Annotated in this window: 19 protein-coding genes and 2 tRNA genes; 17 read left to right on the top strand and 4 right to left on the bottom strand. The window is 52.1% G+C overall.

The window, feature by feature from the left end; all coding sequences use genetic code 11:
* Positions 1-11 precede the first annotated feature (11 nt).
* The 8 genes from proB (at position 12) to D2E26_RS07475 (ending at position 7,539) form a co-directional block, all read left to right on the top strand.
* Entirely contained in the window at positions 12-1,139 is a 1,128-nt protein-coding gene (gene proB, locus D2E26_RS05680) for a glutamate 5-kinase (RefSeq protein WP_125963736.1), read from the top strand.
* A gap of 741 nt (positions 1,140-1,880) precedes the next feature.
* Complete coding sequence (locus tag D2E26_RS05675; protein ID WP_125963735.1) at positions 1,881-3,086, top strand: pyridoxal phosphate-dependent aminotransferase; 1,206 nt, start codon at positions 1,881-1,883, stop codon at positions 3,084-3,086.
* Between the two features lie 269 nt (positions 3,087-3,355).
* A tRNA-Trp gene (locus D2E26_RS05670) sits at positions 3,356-3,428 on the top strand.
* Positions 3,429-3,474: 46 nt separating this feature from the next.
* Positions 3,475-3,711: a preprotein translocase subunit SecE gene (secE, locus tag D2E26_RS05665; RefSeq protein WP_125963734.1), complete on the top strand. Its 237-nt coding sequence runs from the start codon at positions 3,475-3,477 to the stop codon at positions 3,709-3,711.
* A 41-nt stretch (positions 3,712-3,752) separates the two neighbouring features.
* A complete protein-coding gene (gene nusG, locus D2E26_RS05660; protein ID WP_125963733.1) occupies positions 3,753-4,571 on the top strand; it encodes a transcription termination/antitermination protein NusG in 819 nt (272 codons plus the stop codon).
* 1,116 nt (positions 4,572-5,687) lie between these two features.
* Positions 5,688-6,119 carry a 50S ribosomal protein L11 gene (rplK, locus tag D2E26_RS05655; protein WP_125963732.1) on the top strand — a complete coding sequence of 144 codons (432 nt, stop codon included), beginning with the start codon at positions 5,688-5,690 and terminating at the stop codon, positions 6,117-6,119.
* Between the two features lie 18 nt (positions 6,120-6,137).
* Positions 6,138-6,833, top strand: coding sequence for a 50S ribosomal protein L1 (gene rplA, locus D2E26_RS05650; RefSeq protein WP_125963731.1), 696 nt, complete (start codon positions 6,138-6,140; stop codon positions 6,831-6,833).
* Positions 6,834-7,368: 535 nt separating this feature from the next.
* Entirely contained in the window at positions 7,369-7,539 is a 171-nt protein-coding gene (locus D2E26_RS07475; protein ID WP_164515884.1) for a hypothetical protein, read from the top strand.
* Positions 7,540-7,569: 30 nt separating this feature from the next.
* Here the strand turns inward: D2E26_RS07475 and D2E26_RS05645 are convergent, their stop codons facing one another.
* Entirely contained in the window at positions 7,570-8,355 is a 786-nt protein-coding gene (locus D2E26_RS05645) for a PucR family transcriptional regulator (protein WP_125963730.1), read from the bottom strand.
* Positions 8,356-8,433: 78 nt separating this feature from the next.
* Positions 8,434-10,569 (bottom strand): DUF6020 family protein, encoded by a 2,136-nt coding sequence (locus D2E26_RS05640; RefSeq protein ID WP_241218888.1) that lies wholly within the window; start codon positions 10,567-10,569, stop codon positions 8,434-8,436.
* Between the two features lie 215 nt (positions 10,570-10,784).
* Here D2E26_RS05640 and D2E26_RS05635 point away from each other — a divergent pair.
* Positions 10,785-10,858: transfer RNA gene (locus tag D2E26_RS05635), tRNA-Gly, on the top strand.
* A gap of 608 nt (positions 10,859-11,466) precedes the next feature.
* Here D2E26_RS05635 and D2E26_RS05630 read toward each other — a convergent pair.
* A complete protein-coding gene (locus D2E26_RS05630; RefSeq protein WP_125963729.1) occupies positions 11,467-12,153 on the bottom strand; it encodes a phosphatase PAP2 family protein in 687 nt (228 codons plus the stop codon).
* A gap of 148 nt (positions 12,154-12,301) precedes the next feature.
* On the opposite strand from D2E26_RS05630, the gene D2E26_RS05625 reads away from it, so the two are divergent.
* From D2E26_RS05625 to D2E26_RS05600, 6 genes are all read left to right on the top strand, one after another.
* Complete coding sequence (locus tag D2E26_RS05625; protein ID WP_125963728.1) at positions 12,302-12,940, top strand: hypothetical protein; 639 nt, start codon at positions 12,302-12,304, stop codon at positions 12,938-12,940.
* Between the two features lie 165 nt (positions 12,941-13,105).
* A complete protein-coding gene (gene rpsO / locus D2E26_RS05620; protein WP_125963727.1) occupies positions 13,106-13,375 on the top strand; it encodes a 30S ribosomal protein S15 in 270 nt (89 codons plus the stop codon).
* 1,300 nt (positions 13,376-14,675) lie between these two features.
* A complete protein-coding gene (locus D2E26_RS05615) occupies positions 14,676-17,366 on the top strand; it encodes a polyribonucleotide nucleotidyltransferase (protein WP_125963726.1) in 2,691 nt (896 codons plus the stop codon).
* A gap of 313 nt (positions 17,367-17,679) precedes the next feature.
* Positions 17,680-18,249, top strand: coding sequence for a LemA family protein (locus D2E26_RS05610; protein WP_125963725.1), 570 nt, complete (start codon positions 17,680-17,682; stop codon positions 18,247-18,249).
* 124 nt (positions 18,250-18,373) lie between these two features.
* Complete coding sequence (locus D2E26_RS05605; protein WP_125963724.1) at positions 18,374-20,731, top strand: DUF2207 domain-containing protein; 2,358 nt, start codon at positions 18,374-18,376, stop codon at positions 20,729-20,731.
* 183 nt (positions 20,732-20,914) lie between these two features.
* A complete protein-coding gene (locus D2E26_RS05600) occupies positions 20,915-21,319 on the top strand; it encodes a cupin domain-containing protein (RefSeq protein WP_164515883.1) in 405 nt (134 codons plus the stop codon).
* A gap of 188 nt (positions 21,320-21,507) precedes the next feature.
* Here the strand turns inward: D2E26_RS05600 and D2E26_RS05595 are convergent, their stop codons facing one another.
* Positions 21,508-22,371, bottom strand: a complete 864-nt coding sequence (locus D2E26_RS05595) for an aldo/keto reductase (protein ID WP_125963722.1) — start codon at positions 22,369-22,371, stop codon at positions 21,508-21,510.
* 246 nt (positions 22,372-22,617) lie between these two features.
* On the opposite strand from D2E26_RS05595, the gene D2E26_RS05590 reads away from it, so the two are divergent.
* Both D2E26_RS05590 and D2E26_RS05585 read left to right on the top strand, forming a co-directional pair.
* Positions 22,618-24,291, top strand: a complete 1,674-nt coding sequence (locus D2E26_RS05590; RefSeq protein ID WP_125963927.1) for a peptidase U32 family protein — start codon at positions 22,618-22,620, stop codon at positions 24,289-24,291.
* Positions 24,292-24,341: 50 nt separating this feature from the next.
* The gene (locus tag D2E26_RS05585; protein WP_125963721.1) at positions 24,342-25,487 is read left to right on the top strand and encodes a purine nucleoside phosphorylase YfiH/LACC1 family protein; all 1,146 of its coding nucleotides are present in this window, start codon (positions 24,342-24,344) and stop codon (positions 25,485-25,487) included.
* The last annotated feature ends 21 nt before the right edge of the window (positions 25,488-25,508 follow it).

Here is a 25,508-nt window from a genome sequence, read left to right as displayed (position 1 = left end):
GAGAGGACGTAGTGAAGACGCAAGAAGAAGTGCGCCGTGCTATTGCAGCGGCTGAAACAGTCGTCGTGAAAGTCGGCTCAAGTTCTTTAACGCAGCCGAGTGGTCACCTCGACACCAAGAAGCTGGAAGCGCTGGTTGGTGCCGTGGCAAGCGTGCGTTTGCAGGGTGGGCGAGTAGTACTCGTATCGTCTGGTGCAATTGCCGCTGGTTTTGGTCCGCTTGGTTTCGAATCGCGTCCAACTGACGTCGCGTTGCAGCAGGCCACGGCTTCCGTTGGCCAAGGCCTGCTGATGGCGCACTATGAAACGTTGTTCGCCCGTTACGGCCTGCGTGTGGGCCAGCTGCTGCTAACTGCAGAAGATACGATTCGTCCGCAGCAGTACCGTTCCGCTCGCCGTACGATGGCAGCGTTGCTCGACCTTGGCGTCGTCCCAATCGTCAACGAAAACGACGCTCTCGCCTCGAGTGAGATCCGCTTCGGCGATAACGACCGTCTCTCGGCTCTTGTCGCCAACATGGTTTGTGCTGACGCACTTGTTCTTTTGACTGATGTGGATGCACTGTATACAGCTCCACCATCGGAACCTGGTTCGAAGCGTATTTCGTTTGTGCCTGATGTCAATGAAATTTTGGATCAGGTGCAAGTGCGTGGATCTGGTTCCAAAGTCGGCACGGGCGGCATGGTTACGAAGCTTGAAGCGGCACGTATGGCCGCTGTTTCTGGCATTCCATGCGTATTGAGTGCAGCAAAGAATGCAGGACCTGCATTAATGGGTGATCCTGTGGGCACTGTGTTTGCTCCTATTCGCAAGCGTGGTTCGGCTCGTCGTCTGTGGCTGAAGTTCGCTGCAAATCCTCGAGGAACGCTCGTTGTTGATGCTGGTGCTGCGAATGCTGTTCGCGGTGGCCGTGCTTCGCTGCTTGCAGCTGGTGTGCTTGAGACGCAGGGCGATTACTCAGCAGGCGATCCAGTGTGGATTGTTGATGAAGCGGGTAATCGTTTGGCTCGAGGACTGGCTTCATACGATTCTGAAGAAGTGCCACGCATGCTTGGTCGTACCAGTGCGCAGTTGCGTCGATTCTTCGGCGAAGAGTACGCACATCCACTGGTTCACCGAGACAATCTGGTGCTGGTCTGAATTAGTACTTCTAGTTCGACTAGCTCTTACTGTTTTCTAATCCACACGTTGTGCGTAGACGTGTGGATTAGTGCTTTTAGGGTTTTCCACAGTGCATAACTTCAAAAAGCTGGGATTTGTCCACTGAGTTTTCAACGTTCAGTGCAGAACGCTGCTCAGAAACCTTCAATACAGAATACTGGCATGGAACTTCCAGTACAGAACGCTGACATACGACTTTTGGTACAGAACTGATGACACTACATGCTGTGTAGATTCGTTATTACATAACATTGTGGGTTGTCGAGCTGCAATTTCGTAGACTTTTGTCAGAGCCCCTCAGATTTTTACAACAATGTTCGGTTATGCCGATCATGCTGCTGTTGACTTTGGAAATGCCGATTGCAATGAATTCAAGTAGTGCTGAAGTGTATTTTGCTTGGAATTTCAGTCTTTTAGAAACGTGTTTTTTCGTTTTTTAGATTTATTTAGAAATTTATTTATTAATAATTAAAATTTTTTAAATTTATTTTAAATCAAGAAATGCTGTTGGGTGTGGAAAAGTGTTTGAAATGTTGTGCACATGTGGATAGATCATAGGTTCAATATGAACATGTGGAGAGGGATTTTACTGAGTTGTACACATGTGTATAGCGCATGAGGTGCTTATTCACCAGAAAAAGATGTGATATTGCCCTCGATACTGTCCAAATGTGGACAATTTCTTGATTTGTTGTTAGCTTTCGCCGTTACGATAGGGGCATGGCACAGCTCAATGAACTATCTTCGCGTATTTTGAACGTTTCTCCAAGCGCCACGCTTGCTGTGGACGCTAAAGCTAAGGCTATGAAGGCCTCAGGCATTGATGTTATTGGCTTTGGTGCAGGTGAACCTGACTTCCCAACGCCTCCAGAAATCGTTGATGTAGCAGCAACAGCTGTGCGCGATGACCGCAATTACCGTTACACGCCAACTGCTGGCCTTCCTGAACTGCGTCAGGCCATTGCAGATAAGACTCTGCGTGATTCTGGCTACGCTGTTGATGCTTCTCAGGTTGTAGTCACTAATGGCGGTAAGCAGGCCGTTTACGAGACATTCCAGATCCTGCTCAACGACGGCGATGAGGTAATTATTCCAACGCCATATTGGACGAGTTATCCAGAGGCTGTAAAGCTCGCTGGTGGCGTTCCAGTCCCTGTATTTGCAGGCGCTGAGCGCGATTTCGAGCCGAGTATTGAAGCGCTGGAAGCTGCTCGTTCTGAGCGCACCAAGGCCATTATTGTGACGTCGCCAAATAACCCAACAGGCGCTGTTTGGAGCGAACAGACGATTACTGAACTGGCTCATTGGGCTATTGAGCACGGCATTTGGGTGATTAGCGATGAGATTTACGAGCACCTGAATTACGACGATGCTCACACGACGTTTATTGGCGCTGCTGTGCCAGAAGTACGTGATCAGCTCATTGTGCTTAATGGCGTAGCAAAAACCTATGCAATGCCTGGTTGGCGCGTAGGTTGGATGGTTGCTCCGCAAAACATTGCCGCAGCAGCCACCAAGCTGCAGAGCCATATGACGTCAAATGTCAACAATATTGCTCAGAGGGCCGCTCTTGCAGCCGTTTCTGGCCCACTGACCACAGTGCATTCGATGCGCGAAGCATTTGATCGCCGTCGCCAGACGATTGTGCGCATGCTCAACGAGGTTGAAGGCGTTCATTGCCCAACGCCAACGGGTGCTTTTTATGCATTCCCAGATGTGACGGGCCTGCTGAACCGTCCGATCGGCCCAAATGGCAGCATTTTTACGACAACAGCTGAACTTGCAGCAGCATTGCTTGAAGAAGGCCATGTTGCAGCAGTTCCAGGCGAAGCATTTGGTGCTCCAGGCTACTTGCGCTTCTCGTATGCACTTGCCGATGAGGCTCTGGAAGAGGGCATGCGTCGCTTCCAAGCTTGGGCAAAGTAAAACAGCAATTTTTAGCGAATTTTGCACCAAAATTGTGCGCAAAAGCGCCTAACCGGCTCTCACTAAGCAAAATGCTGGATAAAAATCGAAACAATTTTTTTCGATAACGCAAAATTGGCTAAATATCGCCGAAAATAGAAGCTTTTCCTCGACGATGCGCCACGCCGAAAACACAGGTTTCGTGAAAACGATTGGACATCGTCGTGGCTAACGGCTACTATTTCAACTTGGCGGTTTTGAGAGCGAAAAGTTCTCAGAGCTCTTGCCGAAGGGGTGTGGCGCAATTGGTAGCGCAACGGTCTCCAAAACCGTAGGTTGTGGGTTCGAGTCCCGCTGCCCCTGCTCAGACCTCGAGAAGTGCCTCGAGAGCCACAATTGGGAGGTATCCATGGCTAAGTCCACCAAACAATCCAATGGTGACATCGTGGTGAAGCCGAACGTTATTCAGCGTATCGGCATGTTCATCAAGCAGATTATCGACGAAATGCGTAAGGTTGTTACTCCTACGCGTAAGCAGCTGTTCATGTGGGTGCTTGCAGTATTCATCTTTGTTGTACTGCTTATGGTGCTCGTGACTGCAATGGACTTTGGTCTCGGTAATCTGGCATTCTTGATCTTCGGCTAATTCTTTTTATCAAATATCCGAGTATCTGAAAGTGACCGTGCATGACTGACGAAGCAAATCTCGAAGAAACCCAACAGGCTGCTGAAGATGCAGTAGAGGCTGCAGCTGCTGTGGAAGATGCTGAGTTGATGGCTGATGAGGCCGAAGCCGCGATCGATCAGATTGAAGCGGATGCATCCAGCGAAGACGAAGCTGATGGCGTTGCTGAAGCAGAAGTCAATAAGGAAGACGAAGAAGAACTTGACGCCGGCGCAAAGGCTGTGAAGGAATTCTCCGATTCCCTGCGCACGCTGGAAGGCAAGTGGTACGTGCTGCACACGTACTCGGGCTACGAAAAGCGCGTCAAGAGCAACATTGAGTCCCGCGTGGCAAGCTTCGGTCTTGAAGACACGATCTTCCAGGTGGAAGTGCCAATGGAAGAAGTCGAGAAGCACACCGAAAAGGGCAAGAAGGTTGTTACCCGCGTCCGTGTGCCAGGTTACGTGCTGATTCGTATGTACCCAGATGAGAACGCACGCCGTATTGTGCGCGAGACTGAGGGTGTGACGGGCTTCGTTGGTCCAACGCGTGAACCAGCTCCACTGAGCCGCAAGGAAGTCGTGAACATGCTGGCTCCAATGATTGCTTCGCAGGCACTCAAGGATGCCGGCGACAAGCCAGCAGCTGCTAAGAAGCGCACGATCGAAGTTTCGTTCAAGCCAGGCGATCAGGTCACCGTGACGGACGGCCCATTCGCAACGATGAGCGCAGTGGTTTCCGATGTGGAGCCTACGACGCAGAAGCTCAACGTGCTGGTCTCGATCTTCGGCCGCGATACGCCTGTCGAGCTCGGTTTCGAGCAGGTCGAGAAGCTTATGTAATTGCTTCTACGGAAGCAATGAGCCTCGGCTCAAATAAACGTACGGAGAACCTCCTAGATCTTGTTGGTCTAGGAGGTTTTCTTTGTTTAACGAGTAAATGTTCTTCACACAACGCTCACAATTTGAGAAGTTTTTCCGAGCTCTTGGTGATGTCCGTAGAGTATTGACTTGGCAGCGCACTTCGCACTAGCCAACACGTTGATGCTGATTGTGTATTTCACAGCGGCAACACAACATAATCACTAGTAGTATCGCTGACGGATCGAGCAGTAGCTACCGTGCGGCAGTTCCCTGCTGTAGGTATTGCGAGGCATAGCACAAGATGGTTGTGATTGTTCTTGTGCCAATGCATGCAGTGAAGTTCAGCGATCAAGGAGAGAAGGATAAAAATATGCTCTGGAATCTTTTCCGCTTGTGCCTCATCAAGACGTGGAATCGTATGTTCCACTGATTCAATACTTGAAGCTGTTATAGGTATTGAATCCAGAGAGATGCTGACCTCATACAGCAATCTCTACCAAGGAGACATTGCAAGCCGTACTTTTTCTAGTTGATTCTTCCTGGCTCCCCGCATGAACCGAAATCATGCGGGGAGTTTGCTTGTTGCGGTCTGGCGTGAATCATAGTGCTGATCTTGGTGCGAATCGTGCTCTGCAGAGCACAGTTGTCCAAAGTGTGGAGTGCAAAGTGAATTCATGCTAAATCACGCATGAAAAGTGCGTATGAAATGTGGTTACTGAGCGATGAGCCTAAGCTTCTTTGCCATAATCTGAAGAGGGGATAGATACTTCGGATCTCAACCCTGATTCTCAGTAGTACAAGAGTGGCAAGGAGTAACAATGCATTGGATTTTGCTTGGTTTTATGGCGGCATGCGTTATTGCAGGAATTATTACGGTGGTTGTTCTTGAAGCAGTGTGCAAGTAATTGCACAACACACCTCAGATCGTGTCGCAAAATCGGCTTCAAAAAGTCTTGGAGATGCTGCATAATTGATGAGTTGTGCCCAGTCGAAGATTCGGCGTGTCTGGCACAACGAAACAACAAGTTGCGGAAGGTGTATACGCCAGTATGCGTATGTGCCGTTATACCGCTCTAGTGAAAGAAGAACCATACAATGGCTCCAAAGAAGAAAGTCTCGGCGCTGATCAAGCTCCAGATCGAGGCTGGCAAGGCTAACCCAGCTCCACCACTGGGCCCTGCACTGGGCTCCCACGGTGTGAACATCATGGACTTCTGCAAGGCATACAATGCCAAGACGCAGGACAAGATGGGTCAGGTTATCCCTGTTGAGATCACCGTCTACGAAGATCGTTCCTTCACGTTCATCCTCAAGACCCCACCAGCAGCTGATCTGCTCAAGAAGGCAGCTGGCATCAAGAAGGGCACTGAGAACCCACTGACGCACAAGGTCGGTTCGGTTACCAAGGCTCAGGTCAAGGAGATCGCAGAGACGAAGATGGCTGATCTTTCCGCTCGCGATATCGACGCCGCTATGAAGATCATCGAGGGTACTGCACGCTCGATGGGCATCACGGTGAACGACTGAAAGAGGGGATAGACAGACATGGCTAAGCACTCCAAGAAGTATCGTGAAGCGGCCGAGCGTATCGACCGTAACAACCAGTACAGCGTCTCCGAAGCTATTGCACTGCTGAAGAGCATGCCAAGCTACAACTTCGACCAGACCGTCGAAGCTGTGCTGCGCCTGAACGTGGATCCACGCAAGGCTGATCAGCTGATCCGTGGTTCCGTCAACCTGCCAAACGGCACCGGTAAGACGGCTAAGGTCCTCGTGTTCGCTCGTGGCCCTAAGGCTACCGAGGCAACCGAGGCTGGCGCAGATATCGTCGGCGATGACGAGCTCGTGGAAAAGGTTGCTAATGGCTTCCTCGACTTCGACGCTGTTGTGGCAACGCCAGACATGATGGGCAAGGTCGGCCGTCTGGGCCGCGTCCTTGGTCCTCGTGGTCTGATGCCAAACCCTAAGACGGGTACGGTCACCATGGACGTGACCAAGGCCGTCAAGGACATCAAGGGCGGTAAGGTTGACTTCCGCGTTGACAAGAACGGCAACCTGAGCTTCCTCATTGGTAAGCTCTCGTTCGAGCCAGCAGCTCTGGAAGAGAACTTCCGCGCTATTGCTGACGAAGTGAAGCGTCAGAAGCCAGCTACCGTGAAGGGCCGTTACATGACGAAGGCAACGCTGTCCTCCACGATGAACCCTGGCATCCCACTGGATACCGCTTCGGTTTTCGCCTGATCTCTGCTAACCAGTAGTGGCCGCTGAACCTTCGCGGTTCACCGCCTCTCTGGCACCAGTAAGGATTTGAAAATCCCCATGCTCTGCTTATGCGGGCATGGGGATTTTTCATATGCTGCTCATCATGCGGATATCAGACGCATAAGCAACCATCTGGGAACATATATTGGCTCTCGTGATGCAAAACGATTGCATACACGGATATTTCCAAGAATCATCACTACTACGGATGAATTTTTGAGAGATTGAGTAGAAAGTTTTGTTGTAGCAGATTGCCAGATTAGGGGTGCCCACAATGTTCGAGAAAAATATATTCGCTCATGTTATCGAATGCATGGCTTTCCTCATTACTGCAACTGGCATTCTCTTCTGGTGTTTCCATGCAACGTTGCCTTTTATTCTCTTAAGCATCTGCGGATTTGTCTGCTATGTATTAGCAGCCAAGGCACTGTGCAATAGCTCCGCAAAAGCCAATACTTTAGACATGGAGGACGCTGCATCGGCACGAGCTCACGCGTCGGCGTGCAATATATACGTGACGAATTGCTGGCGTATTGCTCTGGCTCCGGTTATTTCATTATTCCGCCCATGTGCATTCGTAATTGCCCTACTCATGGTGGTTATGGCAGGCATGATTGCAGTACGTACCATCTGCCAGCCATATGGCAATCCCGTAAGAAGCGGTAAATGGTATCGAATGTGCTGAGTCTGAGTTGTACTGGACTCAAAGAATTCATTAGCTGCGGTTGCGCATGCGACCGATAGCTAGGGCAGTGGTGAGCACGTAGGCGTCACGCGGATCTGTAGCATCCCAACCGCTGGTCTCTGCAGTGCGCTTGAGACGGTATCGCACCGTATTTGGGTGCACATTGAGCTCTTTAGCAGTGGCCTCGAGAGAACCGCCATGATGCAGAAATGTGCTGACGGTTTCAAAGTTGGCCGCATCGCTACCATCGCCTTGTAGAACGCAATACACATTGACATAGAGCTCTTCACGAGCAACCTCGTCACCGAGTAGTGCTCGTTCAGGAAGCACATCATCGCCGCGTAAAGGGCGAGGCAGGGTTTGCAATGCAGGAGCTGCTTGCAACGAATACATCGTCTCATGAATGGCTAAGGCAGCGCCCTCAAGATTTTCTCGTTCAGAACTCAAATACAAGGCATGCGTGGAACTAAACGAATCGAGTACTGACGTGCACACCATTTCTGGTCGTACAGCGCTTTCTTCGCATGCCAGCAGAATAACGAATGAATCGGTTGCACCAACAAGTGCATGAGTACCACCAAAGTCATGAATAACCTGGTGTAGTGCTTGCTCGGTGCTCTGTGCATGCTCTTTTGGAGTACCGCCCAAAGCAAAGCAGCGGTAAGAGCTTGGCCACTGCAGAATATTCATGAGTGACTGCACACGGCTGTCGGTTAAGCCATGTACTAAGCATTCAAAAGCAATGCGCTCAATATTCGCATCGTCACTATGGCCTGACAGAAGATCAAGCACATCGTTATTGGACCAATCCACCACGCGATTGAGTCTACTCGTCACCAATTGCAAGCTGCCCGTCTGCTCACATAGCGACAGTGAGCACAAACGGGCAACGGGCTAGGCTTCTTTCGGCAATTGCCTTGTGTTGGCATGACGCGAATCTCGGATGAAGGTCAGTACCAAGAATCCGAAGACGAAGGCAACTGGCAACATATGGCGTTCGAAGTTATTGGCTGGAGCTGTAATCATCACGCCCATCAGCAGCAACAATGGAATATGCCACGACAGCGTACGCCAACGACGCAGTACCAGTTCAGCTGCACCAAACAGCAGCGTCAAAATCACATAGAAGTTGCCATGCGTCAGCCAGCCAAGGACTGGAATACGACCCCAACCCTCAGTGAACTTCACAATATTGGTACGCCATTGTGCGTTATAGGATCCAATCCACGATGTTTGCTTACGTACATTGTCGTTATCGACGTAGTAGCTCATTGGCACATATGGCTCATCAAATACATCGAAATAGCCATAACATTCAGCAAACAAAGCATCCATAGCAACGCGTGGATTAGCTTCAACAATTTCAAGCCAAGCCGAGTTGAATTGCTTCAAATCATCAGGCTGCACAGTGCGCCAACGATAGCTCGTCTTCTTTGACTGAATACCTGAAGACTTTACAGGATCAGCATCCTGACGACGGTATGCCTCGGCCATCTGATCCAAATTAAACACTGGCTCAAGCTTCTCACGAGCCGACTGAGGAATAGATTCAGGCGCAACCTTGGCCACACGAGCAATCATCTGCAGCTGTACGCCACGGCTTTCAATTGGGTCGCCACTAATAATGGCGCCACGAGCAGCAAGTGCAGAAATGCCACCATGAATAACCAGCGTTGGCAGCAACAGTGCAAGTACAAAGAACTTCCAACGACGCTTATCGGCCAGTATGCACAGTACCAGCTGCGCGAGCAAGATATACCATGCGTATTTGGCAGAAATCAACATAACAATAACCGACAGCACAAACGCAACAGTGGTGCGCGGACGGACGCGGCCGCGGGTGCAGGCGAGCTCATACAACGTGCCGAACCACCAGACGAATGCGAACGCAAACAATGGCGACTTCGTCAACGAAATAGTGGAGAACACACTCAGCGGGCAGATCAAGAAGAACAGCAGAATCAGGAAGCGCGTGAGACCGCTGGCTGGGCGGATGCGGCGCAGGAAGCCGCGTTCAGGGTGACGGAAGTCGCAAGTTTGCAGGTCGCTGCCCTTTGACGGGTCGACGGTGCAACGCATGTCAGCCCAAGGCAAGTTGAAGAAGCGATGGCAGGTTGCGGCGACGACGAATACGGCGAACAAGAACTGCAGGTCGGCGAGAATAACAAAAGCGAGATCGTTCGAACCCGTCCAATAGCGCGAAATCGCAGCAGCGCCGCCGTAGAACACGGTCAACACAATGTTGTGCTGATCAGTCAAATACGTTGGGGAACTTGGCCACAGATAATGTGCGGTCGGATAGATATCCATTGGTACGAACGAGAAGAAGCCAATATATGGCTGATCGAGACCAATGTGCTGATTCCAATACCAACTGAACTCACGTGCCTGCGAACGCACGTCGGCACCAAACGCGGCAAGCAGCGTTGTTGGTACCCACAGCCAGCCAATAAACAACACGAGCAGAAGCTTCCAGAAGCGGTTCGTACCACGCGTAATACCGCGGCCAATGCGGTAGAAGAACAAGCGGATGCGTGGCTGATGGCGGCTTATACGCTTAGCAAGGCGCGTGCTCTGGGCCTTGCGAACGAGTGGGCGAGTGGCTTGACGCGCTCGCGGACACAAATGTAGATGCAAGCGATTGGAGCCTGCGCGTACCAGCAGCCAAACAATGGCAAACGTCACGATGAACGTCAGTACGAGCAGAACAACGTTTCCAGATTCGAATGTAGCGAGTCCGCGATCGGAGCGCATGCATGGGCCAATTGCCGTGCACCAGGAGATCCACAGGCATGCCAGCACAGCTACAGCCCAGACAAAGAACGTCGCGAGCTTGTTGGAGCCGTGGGAGGTGTGCTTGGTTGCAGTAGTATCAGCAGAAGTCGCAGAAGAAGCAGAAGTTGCTGGAGTGGCTGAGGTTTCGGGGGTTGCCGGTTCAGCGGGGGTTGCTGCCTTTTCTGATACTGCTGTTGGGGACGCGGGTTCGGTTCCCGTCGTCTTGGAGGAAGTGTTCGCAGAGTCGCTTGTCATGATTTTCAAGCTTATTACGAGCGTGCGAATGCGAGAGCGGAAACTGAATAAGCAGCAAAATTTCGTTGATTTTCTGCGGTTTTAGAGATGCAGTTTCTGTTGTAAAACCAGCAAATTCAGCGATTTTTAACGTACAAGTTCGACGCATACCGACAATTCGACTTGCATACGTAGGGTGCTTGTGTATAATGACACACGTTGCTTTTAAAGCAAACGCGGATGTAGCTCAATGGTAGAGCCTCAGTCTTCCAAACTGATTACGCGGGTTCGATTCCCGTCATCCGCTCCACTAAAACCGCTGGAATTCCAACGGTTTTTCTTGTATTTAGCGCCGTAAGGTAACACATAGGTAACATTTTTATTCGAGCAGATCATGCTCATAACGGTCTACTCAATTTGCAAAGAATCAGTAGCCGTGCAACTTAGCCGTATATCTGGCAGAACTGCACGGGAACGATACCTTCGCATGCAAATTCACCACGTATGCGGTGGAACTGCACATAAGGCCCCAAATCTGGCGGATTTATCTGCTTTGCGTGCATCTGTGCCATGAACATGGTCGGTTTGCATGCGAACGGTACCTTCATGTGCAAACCCACCACGTATCCGGCAGAGGTGCACATAAAGCTTGAATTTCCAGTATTTTGCTACCTTCATGTGCCGTCTCACCACCAATCTGGTCGGTTTGCACGCAAAGGCTATGCTCGCGTGATTTCCTACCGCATATCCGGCGAGATTGCACAGAATTGCATAGCAGATCGCACAAAATTGCAAAGCAAAGACCCTTCATATGCATTGCCGCCACGTATCTGGCAGTGCTGCATATCAAGGGTCTTCAGTCTTCAAATACACCGAATCATTGTTTAGCCCAACAACGATTGGTTCAAGCCGAAGTTGTTACCTCTTTGCCACCTTCGGCTTACGGCCTTTCATAATCCATGGCTTCGTGCATGCCGCATACACAATCAAATAGGCGAGCGAGAACAGGAATCCAGCGCTGACATCACTTGGATAATGCACACCCAGATACACGCGGCTCACAATAATGATCACAATCAGCGCAGCGAGCACAATCGTGCCCAGCCAACGCAAGAAACCGTTACGGCAGAACCAGAACAGCAGCACAATGAGGAATCCATAAAATGCGGTATTAACCATGGCATGGCCCGAAGGGAAGCTGAAGCCCCATTCTTGAATCAAACGATGTTCCGATGGGCGAGGCCTACGCATAATCGACTTCAGCAGTTCGTTCAAACCATAAATCAGCGCCAAATTCAGCGTGACTGCAATACCAATGCGACGATTACGGCACAGAATTAGCATGAGCAGCGAAATAGCAATCAGCGGTACGGCGGATCCCATGTAAGTGCAGCTCTTCATAAAAGGCGTTACCGATGGGTCAATCAGATGCTGTGCAATCCATCCATACACAGCGTCATCGAATGGCTTCACACGATCCTCAGACACGAGCATCCACAGCCAGACGAACAGTCCCGTGCATACCACCAGCAACAGCATTTCAATAATGATTGCGCCTGCCGAACGCGAGGCCACTGCATTCGATCGATTCTGCGTTTCGTTCATTGTGCCCAATCTAGGCGCAGACGCCTACAGATTCACTACTTGCTCGCACTGCGGAGACGTGCCTGTATACTAGGCCTCGATTTGTCGTATAAATTGGCCAAAAATAAGTCACGAAGGGTTGACTTGGCTGTGAAAGGACGTTTGCATCATGGTTGCCGATGAACAGAAAAACATCGTATCCAAGCATCCTGATGCGACGATTAGCGAAACCGATATTTCGCTCGCCGATATCGAAAGGCGCCGCGCTAAGCCAGGCCGCTGGGTTATTTACGTGCTGATCACGCTTGCTGCCGTCGTGGCCCCGTACTGGTACGGCCGCTCGATCGCCGTCACAAAGACTTACGCCATTCTCGAGTTCTTCCAGCGCATCGAACCTCGCGGTATTGCCATGGTCAGTTGGGAAGTCACCGTGCTCGGCTTCATCGGCATCGGCATGATGATTTTGGATTCTCATAAAATCCCTTGGTTCAGCTTGTTTACCGTCTGCCTCGTTATTGAGCAGTTCATTGCTGGCATGTCGTTACTCAAGTTCAACTTCTGGAATTCCACGTACGTGATCTATGGTTCGTCCGCTCGCGTCGCCAATGCTGCCAATCTTGGTATTATTTCTGCTGCGCTGGGACTAGCCGTATTCGCCGTGATTTGGGTTGGCCTTCTCGTATGCATCCGCAAAACTTCGCCATTCAATGTGCTGACGCGTGGATGGGTGTCGTTCCTGTTCTTCATCGTCATTGAAGTGCTGGCATTGCTCATTGTTGAGTTCGGCGGTCTGATCACTACGGTTTGATGCGTTCCATTTGTTGAACAGCATCAACACAATATTTGACTTCGAACCTCGTGTGTTGTCTGCGGGGTTTCGGTAATATTTCCATTTGGCGTATAACGCCCGCGGAACCAGAGCGCTTATGACATAAGGTCTTAGGCACCGCGCAGCTATTTAGAGGAGGAAGCCGTGGCACTCACGACTGAAGAAAAGAAGCAGATCATCGCTGACTACGCTACCCATGAGGGTGACACGGGTTCGCCAGAGGTCCAGATTGCTCTGCTCTCGAAGCGTATCTCTGACCTGACCGAGCACCTGAAGATGCACAAGCACGATCACCACTCCCGTCGTGGTCTGCTGCTCATGGTTGGCGATCGTCGTCGTCTGCTTGATTACCTCAAGCGCGAAGACATTGAGCGTTACCGTTCTCTGATCGCACGCCTCGGCCTGCGTCGATAATTCACGCTCAAGCGTTAAGGCTTTCTGGCTCGAATCCATCGGATTCGGGCCTTTTTGCTTTTTAACCCCAGTTTTGCGTGCAGTCTGGTCGCATATCCGACGATGTGACACGAGAAGAGACTCTTCGTGTGCCGTTTGCTCGGGTATCTGACGTTTTGGCACGGGAAGGGGTCCTTCGTGTGCAGTTTTCTCGGGTTCCCGACGTAGTTGCATTTGAAGCGCCAGAATTGTAGGTTTTTGACGCTTCGTGTGCTGTTTAGTCGCATACCCGACGAAGCGGCACTTAAAGCATGGCTTCGTGTGCAGTTTGCTCAGGTTTCCGACGGCATTGCATTTGAAGGTCAGAGAATCGTGAGTTTTGATCCTTCGTGTGCGGTTTGCTCGGGTATCTGATGATTTGGCACGGGAAGGGGTCCTTCGTGTGCAGTTTTCTCGGGTTTCCGACGTAGTTGCATTTGAAGCGCTAAAATTGCCGGTTTTTGACGCTTCGTGTGCTGTTTCGTCGCATACCCGACGAAGTGGCACTTAAAGCATGGCTTCGTGTGCAGTTTGCTCAGGTTTCCGATAGCGCTGCATTTGAAAGTTGAAAAATCGTGAGATTTGATCCTTCGTGTGCGGTTTGCACAGGTATCTGACGTTTTGGCACGGGAAGAGGTTCTTCGTGTGCGGTTTGCTCAGGTTCCTGATAATGATGCACTGGAAACATCGATTATTGGGAGTGGTCTCTGCGCGAGAAGGGCATTCATGCTAGCGGTGATTATTTGGAAAAGTTTTTGGGGGCTTTGGGAATGCTGGCAGCGATGTGATGTTGTGCTAGCGGAGAGTACGTGAGGCGAGGGTAACAGAAGTGGGGATGAAATGCCCGGATCGTCAGAATAATTAAGCAAATATTCAGAATTCTGGGCGGTCGACGTACTACAATCGTGCGCGGTGAACAATACGGATTGTCAGGCTGACGAGCCGTGATGATCATGACGATGCTCTTCGGCGCTGGAAACGGTGTCGAGCGTAACGCTTGCACCCTTTTCGGGCGTGAGGTGAGAGGGCAGCGGAGGAATGATGAACGCCTGAGCAGAGTGCTTAAGCGGACATAATTCAAAACGCGTGCAGTTACTCAGGGAGCAAACAGTAACTGATTACGCAAGGCTACGAAACCAGTAAGTACTGGCGTGGCCGACTAAAGAGACATGGCGCTGACGGAAGGAAACCGGCGAAAGCTCAAGTAATCACAGATTACGATGCGAGTCATGTCAGATGGATGAATGAAGTAGGAATAATAGAAACCCTAAGGAGGAACCCTATGGAGGGTCCCGAAATCAAGGCTGTTGAAGCCGTAATTGATAATGGATCGTTCGGTGTGCGCACGCTGCGCTTTGAGACCGGACGTCTCGCACAGCAGGCAGACGGCGCTGTTGCCGCTTACCTCGATAACGAAACCATGATCCTGTCTACGACGACTGCAGGATCCAGCCCAAAGGAGAACTACGACTTCTTCCCACTGACTGTGGATGTGGAAGAGAAGATGTATGCAGCCGGTAAGATCCCTGGCTCGTTCTTCCGCCGTGAAGGTCGCCCAAGCTCGGAAGCTATTCTGGCTTGCCGTATTATTGATCGTCCATTGCGTCCTCTGTTCCCACATACGCTGCGTAACGAAGTGCAGGTTGTGGAGACCGTTCTGGCTGTGCACCCAGAAGATGCATATGACGTTGTGGCTCTGAACGCTGCTTCGGCTTCGACGCTGATCTCGGGTCTGCCATTCGGTGGTCCTGTGTCGGGCGTGCGCCTGGCTCTGATTGATGGCCAGTGGGTCGCATTCCCTCGCTGGAGCGAGCGTGAGCGCGCTGTGTTCGAGATCGTGGTCGCAGGCCGCGTGATCGACAACGGTGACGTCGCAATCGCAATGATTGAGGCTGGCGCTGGTAAGAACGCTTGGAAGCTCATCTACGAAGATGGCCAGACCAAGCCTGATGAGGAAGTTGTGGCTGCTGGCCTTGAGGCTGCAAAGCCATTCATTAAGGTTATTTGCGAGGCTCAGAACGAGCTCAAGCGCATTGCTGCTAAGGAAACGCGCGAGTTCCAGCTCTTCCCTGAGTACACCGACGACCTCTATAACCGTATTGACGAGATTGCTCACGAGGACCTCAACGAGGCTCTCTCCATTGCAGAGAAGCTGCCTCGCCAGGAGCGCATCCATGAGATCAAGGAGAAGGTGCGCGAGGCTCTGTCCCTCGAGTTCACCGACATGGATGAGGCTGAGAAGGAGAAGGAACTCGGCAACGCATTCAAGGAGCTGCAGCGTCAGATTGTGCGCCGCCGCATCCTGACTGAGGACTACCGCATCGACGGCCGTGGTCTTCGCGATATTCGTACGCTGTCTGCTGAGGTTGGCATTGTGCCACGCGTTCACGGCTCGGCTCTGTTCCAGCGCGGTGAGACCCAGATCCTCGGCGTGACCACGCTGAGCATGCTCAAGATGGAGCAGCAGATTGACGCTCTGTCGGGTCCAACCTCGAAGCGTTACATGCACAACTACGAGATGCCTCCATATTCGACGGGTGAGACGGGCCGCGTTGGTTCGCCAAAGCGTCGTGAGATCGGCCACGGTGCACTGGCAGAGAAGGCACTGGTTCCAGTGCTGCCAAGCCGCGAAGAGTTCCCATACGCTATTCGCCAGGTCTCTGAGGCAATCGGTTCGAACGGCTCCACCTCGATGGGCTCCGTCTGCGCTTCGACGCTGTCGCTGCTCGAGGCTGGCGTTCCACTGAAGGCTCCTGTTGCAGGTATTGCGATGGGCCTCGTCTCCGGTGATGTTGACGGCAAGCACATCTTCAAGACGCTGACCGATATTCTCGGCGCTGAGGATGCATTCGGCGATATGGACTTCAAGGTCGCTGGTACGTCCGAGTTCATCACGGCTCTGCAGCTCGATACGAAGCTCGACGGCATTCCTGCAGACGTGCTCGCAGCTGCTCTGAAGCAGGCTCACGAAGCACGCGCAACGATCCTCGAGGTCATCAACGAGTGCATCGACGGCCCAGCTGAGATGAGCGAGACCGCACCACGCATCATCACGACGAAGGTCCCAGTTGAGCGTATTGGTGAGGTTATTGGCCCTAAGGGCAAGATGATCAACCAGATCCAGGAAGACACGGGTGCTGAGATCGCCATCGAAGATGACGGTACGGTGTTCATCTCTTCTGAGGGTGGCACGGCTGCAGAAGCTGCTAAGAAGATCATCGACGAGATCGCTAACCCACACGTTCCAGAAGCTGGCGAAACCTACACGGGTAAGGTCGTCAAGACGACGAGCTTCGGTGCATTCGTCAACCTGCTGCCAGGCACCGACGGTCTGCTGCACATTTCGCAGATCCGCAACCTCGCAAACGGTGAGCGCATCGATGCTGTTGAAGACGTGCTCAAGGAAGGCGACGAAGTAGAAGTCGTCGTGCAGAACGTTGACGATCGCGGCAAGATCAGCCTCGCAATCCCAGGCTACGAGGATCAGGAATCTGCTCCTCGCGGTGACCGTGGTGAGCGCGGCGAGCGTGGCGACCGCCACGAGCACCGTCGTCCACGTCACGATGATCGTGATGATCGTCGTGCACCACGTCGTCACTCTCGCGACGATGACCGCGACCGTGATGATCGCGATTTCGATGATCGTCCACGTCGCCACTCCCGTGACTTCGATGATGACGATTTCGATGACCGCCCACGTCGCCGTCACTCCCGCGATGATGAGCGTGATGATCGCGATTTCGATGATCGTCCACGCCGTCGTTCGCACCGCGATGATGACCGTCGTTCGTCCCACCGCGATCGCGATGATCGTGACGATCGTCCACGCCGTCGTTCGTCCCGTCGCGACGATCGCAACCCACGTTATGTCGCTGACGACGAGGGTTACGACGAGTACCGCGCAGGCCGTGAAGAGCGTCGTGAGCGCCCTCGCCGCCGTGTGCGCCGCGATTTCGATCCATACGACGACTGATCGCGCTCAGCACTTGCTGCTGCCTACTGCTGAATAAGTTTTCAGTAGGACGCATAACAGCACAGCAACCTGCTGTCAGTTCGTAACAAACAGGTCTCGAAGGACTTTGTACAAGTTCCTTCGAGGCCTGTTTTGTTGTATCTATAGGCGCTGTAATGTCCGGTTCTTGGAAGATATCGCACCGCTTAGGGGGTGTTTTGAAACAATGAAGTTCAGTGTCTTCCGATCCGTAGGCAACTCACAGTGATGTGCGTATGCAAATATTCGGAATCCACGCCGCGAGAACATATGCCATTAAGGAAAGGATGCTCTCATGCCATTGTGGGGAATTATCGCCATTGTTATTGGCGTCATTCTGTTGCTGGCCATTATCAGCATTTATAACAATCTGGTGCAGCTGCGTAATCGTGTGCAGAATGGCTGGGCTCAGATTGATGTGACGCTTAAGCAGCGTGCTGATCTCGTGCCAAACCTCGTGTCAACCGTCAAGGGCTACGCCGCTCATGAGTCAGGCGTTTTTGAAGCTGTGACTAAGGCACGTTCGAATGCCGTGGATGCTGCAAATAATCCACATACGACGCCTGAGCAGCGTGCTCAAGCAGAAAATGCGCTGTCGCAAGCACTGGTCAACCTCCGCGCCGTTGCTGAGGCTTATCCAGAGCTTAAGGCTAATCAGAACTTCATGGATCTGCAGAACCAGCTGTCGCAGCTCGAAGAGCGTATTGCCTATGCTCGCCAGTTCTACAACGATGTGGTGCTCAAGTACAACAACGCTATTGCGATTGTGCCAAACAACATTGTGGCAGGCCTGTGCCACTTCGAGTCCGAGCAGTACTTCCAGGTCGATCAGGCCGATCGAGCTGTTCCGCAGGTGCAGTTCTAGTACCGTACGCACTCGTGGATTCAACGCGCAAAGGAGGGGACATCGCGCGCGGTGTTCCCTCCTTTGAGTCGGTATCACAGGAATAAAAATTTAAACAGCCGTGAGCACACAAAGGGGTGGGAATATGCCGAAAAAATTTAATGTGAGCGCGAGAGCAGGCATTGCACTGCTGATTGCGGTAGTACTCACGGTTGTGGCGATGGGTATTGCGTGGGTTGTGCACTCGGATGCCGACGGTGCGGACCTGCGATACACTTCAGCCGATTACGACGTAACTGTGCAAGACAATGGTGACTTGCGCATTAGCCAAACGATTGATATCCATCTGGACAAACGTGAGTCCGACGATCAGGTGAAGCCGTGGAAGCAGATGTATCAGCAGTACAAGCTGAACTCAAAAAATCTGCTTGATATTACTGATATCAGCGTTACTGATCTGTCAACGAACCACAAATACACACAGAGTGCACCGGTTGTGGCCTCGATGGAATCAGATGCGTTGTGGGATCAGCAGCATGCGGGCACTTGGTATATTGCCGATGTTTCTGGCGGTGACAGTGATCAGCGTCCATATACGCCAATTAGTAGGCCAACGACGGGTGCTGAGCGAGCGGAACGTAAGACGGTGGAAATTGGATGGAATATTCCGATCACTGAGTCGGCAGAAAGCCTGAAATTCCGCATTGATATGACGTGGCGCGGCATGGGCACTAGCTATAACGACATCACGTCGATCAAATGGGAGCCGTTCGGCGCTTCGAACCAGACGCCAATTCGAGACTTGAGCATTAAGCTGCGCATGCCATCCATGTGTACTGCTTCGAACAGCTTGACTGGTAACTATCGCGATGGCAAGAGTGCTGATTGCCGCACCTGGGTGCATTACTCGAAGAATGCCACCACGCAGCTTGACGATGGCATGCTGGTCATTCATGCCATTAACGTGCCAGTGGACACGTATTTGGATGTGGTCGCACTTTGGCCAACCGTTTCTGGCGATGAGGCACAGCGTCGCGTGCATAAGGATTATCGCGCCGTGCTCGAAAAGCTGGAAATGCAAGAAGAAAGCGACTGGCAGCAGCAACAGCAGAAGCAGGCGCAACTCAAAGTTGTGTCATGGATTCTTGTAGCTGTTGGCGGTCTTGCGCTTGGTATTTTCGGCGTTGTTCGCGCAATGAAACTGCAGAAATATGCTTCATATTTGGGCGGTATTGAGTATTACCGCGATCCACTGTCGATTACGCCAGCTTCGGCTGCAGTGCTGTGCAAAGTGCTGACGACTGGAACCGAATTGGGTGCGGAATCTGAGCAAATGGGATCGACGATGCTGTCTCTGATTTCGCGTGGATTCGTAGGTGTGTATCCAGGACCGGCATCGATGTATGCAGGTTACGACATGAGCAAGGTGAATCCTGCGGGACTTGCCCAGTTTGCTGAGCAACGATTCGCCGCAGATCCAAAGCTTGCCAAGAACAAAACGAGCACGATTGTACTGCTGCCAATGTGCTTTGACGATGCTGCTGTGGCCCAACTTTCGGCTTCAGAACAGGCTTTGCTCGATATGTTGAAGTACGTGTGCTTGCTGTTGAACAATACGCCTGTATTCGACATGAAGACGATGACGAAGCAGATGCGTAAGCATGACTCTCAGTCGCTTAAGAAGCTCAACGCATTTAAGAAGGCGTGCCAAGACGAAGTGGATGCACTGCATGCTGTCACTGATGTACGTGGTGGTGGCTTTGTCTGCTCGATTTTGGCCTGCATTCTGGGCATAGTTTCGATGTTCATGTTTGTAGTTGGCGGTGCTGGCAATGTGGCGCTCGCTGTTCTGATTAGCTTCCCAATTCTGCTGCTGGGCTTGATCGGCTCGATGATTATGCCAACGCGCGTATTTACGGGCCAGCCAGAGGTGAATGCTGTGGATGCAATGCAGATGGCTGCGAACAATTCGGGCGCAGCAGCTGGTGTGCCGGGCGCTCCTGCCACAACGGCAGTCAGCACTACGCATGTGCCGTCATTTGCACAGCAAGGTGACGGCCAGAAGCTAGCCGGCCAAGTGCAGGGTTTGTACCGTTATTTGACGGAATTCTCGGACTTCTCTGATCGAGGCGTTCCAGATTTGGTGCTGTGGGATCGATATCTCGTCTATGCAACCGCATTCGGTGTGGCTGACAAGGTGCTTCATCAAATGCGTCAGGCATATCCACAGTTGAACGATCAGTCATGGCTTGACGCCAATGTCAATTCGCCATCTTCAATTCTGTACTGGTCGATGCGTCCGCACTTCTACAGCAGTTCCACCATGTCTATGGCTGACACCATGGGTATGGGTGGCTTCAACGATTTGGGATCTATGCTTTCGTCTAGCTTCTCCGAAGTCAGCAGCACAATTCGCAGTGCTTCTGGCGGTGGCGGATTCTCTGGTGGTAGTTTCGGCGGCTCCGGCGGTGGAGGCGGTGGTGGTAGCTTCGGAGGCCGCTGAGGCACGCAATGCTGAAATATCACTGATAATTCTCTGATGATATGTGCTGGGCGTAGTCTCAGGAAACTTTCATGTTTGGATATGTATAACAAAGCCATCACACGACGACGAGTGTTCGATGGTGTTCATATCCATGACCTACCGAGCAAACGTCATGACCAATCTTTTTTGGAAGGACATGCTATGGAAGACATGAGGATTACTTCGGCACACACCGCTCTTATGGAACAGTTCCCAATCGAGAAGGGTGCTGTTGAGATCCACAACATCATCGAGAACCCACTCGTTCAGAACAAGCTCGTGGTGTTCGATGCAGGCGAGGAGCGCCCAGAGCACGCTCAGGACTCGGTCGTCATTGTTACGCTGATCAACGGTTCTGTTGAGTTCACTGTGAACGGCAAGACCGAGTACATGCACGGCGGCGACGTGATCTACATGGCACCAGGCGAGCTGCACTCCGTCAAGGCTATGGAGCAGAGCTACCTCTCGCTGACGCTGATCAACGCTCAGGCTGTTGATTGCCTCGAGGACGAAGAGGCAGAAGAGAAGGCTGCTGAGATCAAGGCTTGCAACTGCAACTGCAAGTGATTTCGACGCCTTTGCCGAATAGCGTTCAATAACGCACAAGCTTCTAACACAAAGGTCCTAACCGGAACAAGAACTCCACTCCGGTTAGGACCTTTTGTTATTGCTAGAGACCCGCTAGAGATCTGGTAAAGATCTGCGCTCAAGCTAAGCTCAGCACAGTGCCGTTCTCAATGAGCCAATCAAGCTAATCAAGGCAGCATAGCCAAATCTTCTGGCGTCAGTGCCAGCTCGCCAGCCTTGAGCGAATCCAGAATCGTAGCTGGACGGTGAGCGCCAGGGATAACGAACACATGCTCGCCCTTCGACAGCTCCCAAGCCAGCACAACCTGCTGGTAGCTCACGCCATACTTAGCAGCCACAGTCCTGAATGGATCGAACTTCGACTCGTCATAAGGCTTACGGAAACCACCCAGTGGGCTCCAGCACACGAACGAAATACCAATACGCTTAGCGTGCTCAAGCGTATCCTGCGTCTCCAAGAAGATTGGCGAATACTGGTTCTGCACAGCCACAAGGCGATCCGACAGAATCTCCTGAGCAATATCCATCTGCTCAATAGAAGCGTTCGAAACACCAGCCTCGCGAGCAATACCCATATCTACGATCTCGCGAATAGCCTCGATCGACTCACCATATGGCACCTTTGGATCTGGACGGTGGAAGTACAGCAGATCAATCGTGTCAACACCGAGCTCGAAAGCGCTTTCCTTAGCGCGACGAATCAGGTTTTCTGGACGACCATCCACATCCCACGTTGGCTTGCCATCGGTGAAGTTACGGAAGTGACCAACCTTCGTAGCCACAAGCACTTCGTCACGTGGACCATCCCACGTCTTCAAAGCCTCACGCACGAGCTTCTCGCCGGTTTGCTCTTCGCCACCCGAGCAGTAGTAAGCCCAAGCCGTATCAATCTGACGGCAACCAGCATCAAGAGCGGCATGAATCGTCTCAATACCCTTAGCCGTACCAAGGTTGTTTTCAATCGTCAGTGGCATTTCGCCAAGACCAATGGCCGTTGTATCAAACGGACCGAGGTTCCTGTGCAGCACCATAGGTGTGTCCTTTCCCTGTTGCTCTAACAAATTTGCTCGAACAAATTGCTGCTGCCCACTGTAGCAATGAGTCAGCCAGTAGCGTGCGTCATGATTCGCGCTCGAGTACCCCAATGCGCGTTGTACCCCCCGCGTAGCACCCCCGACTCGACATGTTCGCATGCTGCCGATGACAGCGTGCCATATACACTGGAATGTATGACTTTTAGCCCCAATACTGAATCAGCAAATTCGGCATCGTCAACCATGCCAACCCGTGCCCGTCGCCGTCCTGAGGTCCTCGCACCAGCCGGCAATTTACAGGGGCTCAAAACCGCCATTGATTATGGCGCAGACGCCGTGTACTGCGGTGGTAAAGCATTCGGCATGCGTTCGGCTCCGCGAAACTTAAGCCTTGATGACTTCCGCGAGGGTGCAGCCTACGCTCATGCCCGTGGCGCTCGCGTTTACGTTACGCTCAACATTCTGCCTCGTAACAATGAGGTCAGCCAGATCGAACGTTACATCGCTGAGCTCGCCGAAACTGGCATTGACGCTCTAATCGTCACCGATATGGGCATTATGATGATGGCTAAGCGCATTGCGCCTCAGCTTGAGCTGCATATTTCTACGCAGGCAGGCGTTACGAATTACGGTGCTGCCAACGCGCTCGCTGAGTTGGGTGCCAGCCGCGTTGTACTTGCACGCGAGATGGATCTGCAGGCTGTGCGCGATATTCGTGCGAACATTCCAGATTCGCTCGATATTGAAACGTTTGTGCACGGCAGTATGTGCATGGCTTTCTCGGGCCGCTGCCTGATTTCGAACTACTTCACGGGCCGCGACGGCAACCACGGTGAATGCGCTCAGCCTTGCCGCTGGCGTTACAGCCTTGTGGAAGAGAAGCGTCCTGGTCAGACGTTCCCAGTCGAAGAGACGAAGAATGGAACGTATCTGTTCAATTCTCAAGACATGAACATGCTGGAGCACATCGACGACCTCATCGACTCGGGTGCAACGAGTTTGAAGATTGAGGGCCGCTCCAAGTCCGCTTATTACGTCGCTGCAATGACGAACGCCTACAAGACCGCCGTTAACGCTTATATGGTGCAGCGCGGTTTTGAAGACGAGCAGGGCAATGTGTTGCGTCCGTTCCACGACCGCGTGATTCGTCCGGGTCAAGAAATTATTGATGATGATTTCTCGAGTGCTACGCAATCCGCTGGTCGCGACTCGATTATGGCCCATGCTGATCAGGCCTTTGGCGGTATGCCAAATCCAATGTCAGTAGAGCAGATCCACGAAGCTGAAACGATTGACGGCGAAATGGATCTGACGATGGTTAAGCAGGCTCAGAACCCAATCGAAGACACTGAAGCTCAGGGCGCTAAGAAGGCTCAGGCACAGGCTACGAAGCAGGCCAATGCCAAGATGAAGGCTCCTGATCTGAACTCGAACCGTTCGGCTCGTCGTCAGCTTGATGTGTCTGATGTGCCAGAGTCTGACTTTGTGCATGCTGCAGTGAAGCCAGCTCCAAAGGTTGTACTGCCTGATTGGCTGCATGAAGAGCCATACAAGGTTGCTCACCGCGATTACAGCACGGGCTTCTACTACCCAGAGCAGAAGGTTAAGCAGAATAACGATCGTTCGTCGTACTTCCGCGACTGGCTCGTGGTTGGCGAAGTGCTGGGCTGGGAAGACGGTCGTGTCACGCTTAAGAGCCGTAACAAGATTGAAGCTGGTCAGGAGATTGAATTCCTGCTGCCAGGCCAGGCACCACTTGTCTACACGGCTCCAGAAGGTGGCTTCTTGAACGAAGCAGGTGAGCCAGTTGAGGCGATTAACAATCCTGCACACGTGTTCTCGATGCCATTGCCAACGCCAGTGCCAGTGAATGTGGCTATTCGTTCGCGTACGAAGAAGCCAACGCTCAAGGCCTAAGTGCCTGAAATTTCAAGGCATTTGTAAGGAAAGTAATTACAGTAGGAAATATGACTGAGAAGCATAGTAACGAGCAGGATCAAGCGGCACAAGACGCAAGCCGCGCAATAAGCGATGCTATTAACGATGCTATTGCTAAGGCATTAAAGGGTCAGACCAAAGCTACGGCTGCACCAGACCACGTGGTCAAGCAATATGACGATGCCATTCTTGACTCGACGACTGTTGATGCCACCGATAGTGAGGGCAATCCAGTGCCAGTAACGCTGCCAATCGCTCTGGCACCTGGTATTACCGTCGTCTACACGACGCGTCTGGGTGGCGTAAGCCAAGGCGATTATGCCCACTTCAACTTGGGCGGCAGGGGCGGTGACGCTTCCGAAGCTGTGGAAGCCAACCGCGAGGCTCTGGCTCGTGAGCTGCATGCAAAGTTCTCGATTGTGCATCAGGTGCATGGCAATGAACCAATCGATATTGATGAGCAGTTCGTTGAGAACCGTCCATTCGGTTTCGATGCTTCAGGCTCTATTGATGGCATAGTCGACGATGTGGAGCACGTTGGCAACAATGTGCAAATCATTGATGGCGATGCTCAGGTGACGACGAAGACTGATATTGCACTTGGTGTGTTTGCAGCTGACTGCCTACCAGTAGCTTTGGCTGATCCAGATGCAGGCGTTATTGCTATTGCTCACTGCGGTCGCAGGGGCCTTGAGCAGCATGTTATTACTGCAACCGTGAAGGCCATGATTGAAAAGGGCGCTGACCGCAACAATATTGTGGCTACGCTGGGCCCAGCTATTTGCGGCGACTGCTACGAAGTCGGCGATGAAATTGCTGATGCTTTCGACCATGTGTTCCCAGGCACCTACACGTTGACGCGCTTTGGCGGCGCTGGCATTGATCTCAATGCAGCAGCACTGCAGGAACTGGATGCTGCTGGTATTCGTGGTGATCGTATTATTTCTTCGCAGCCACGTGCCAACGCAGCTACGCAGTATCTGTCGCATGATGAAGAGCTGCGCGAACTGTGCAAGCAAGATAACGAAGGCGATCCAGAGCTTGATGAACGCATTGGTGCTATTCATCGTTCACTGTGCACGCTCGAAAACCCACTGTGGTTCTCGCACCGTCGTGCTCAGCTGGCTCACAAGGATCACGAGGGTCGTATGCTTGCCCTCATTGTGCGTCACTAAGCCGAATATCTGAAGGACTCT

It is taken from the genome of Bifidobacterium dolichotidis, from assembly GCF_003951975.1.
GTDB classification, from domain to species: Bacteria; Actinomycetota; Actinomycetes; order Actinomycetales; family Bifidobacteriaceae; genus Bifidobacterium; species Bifidobacterium dolichotidis.
This window is presented reverse-complemented; position numbering and strand designations above follow the sequence as displayed.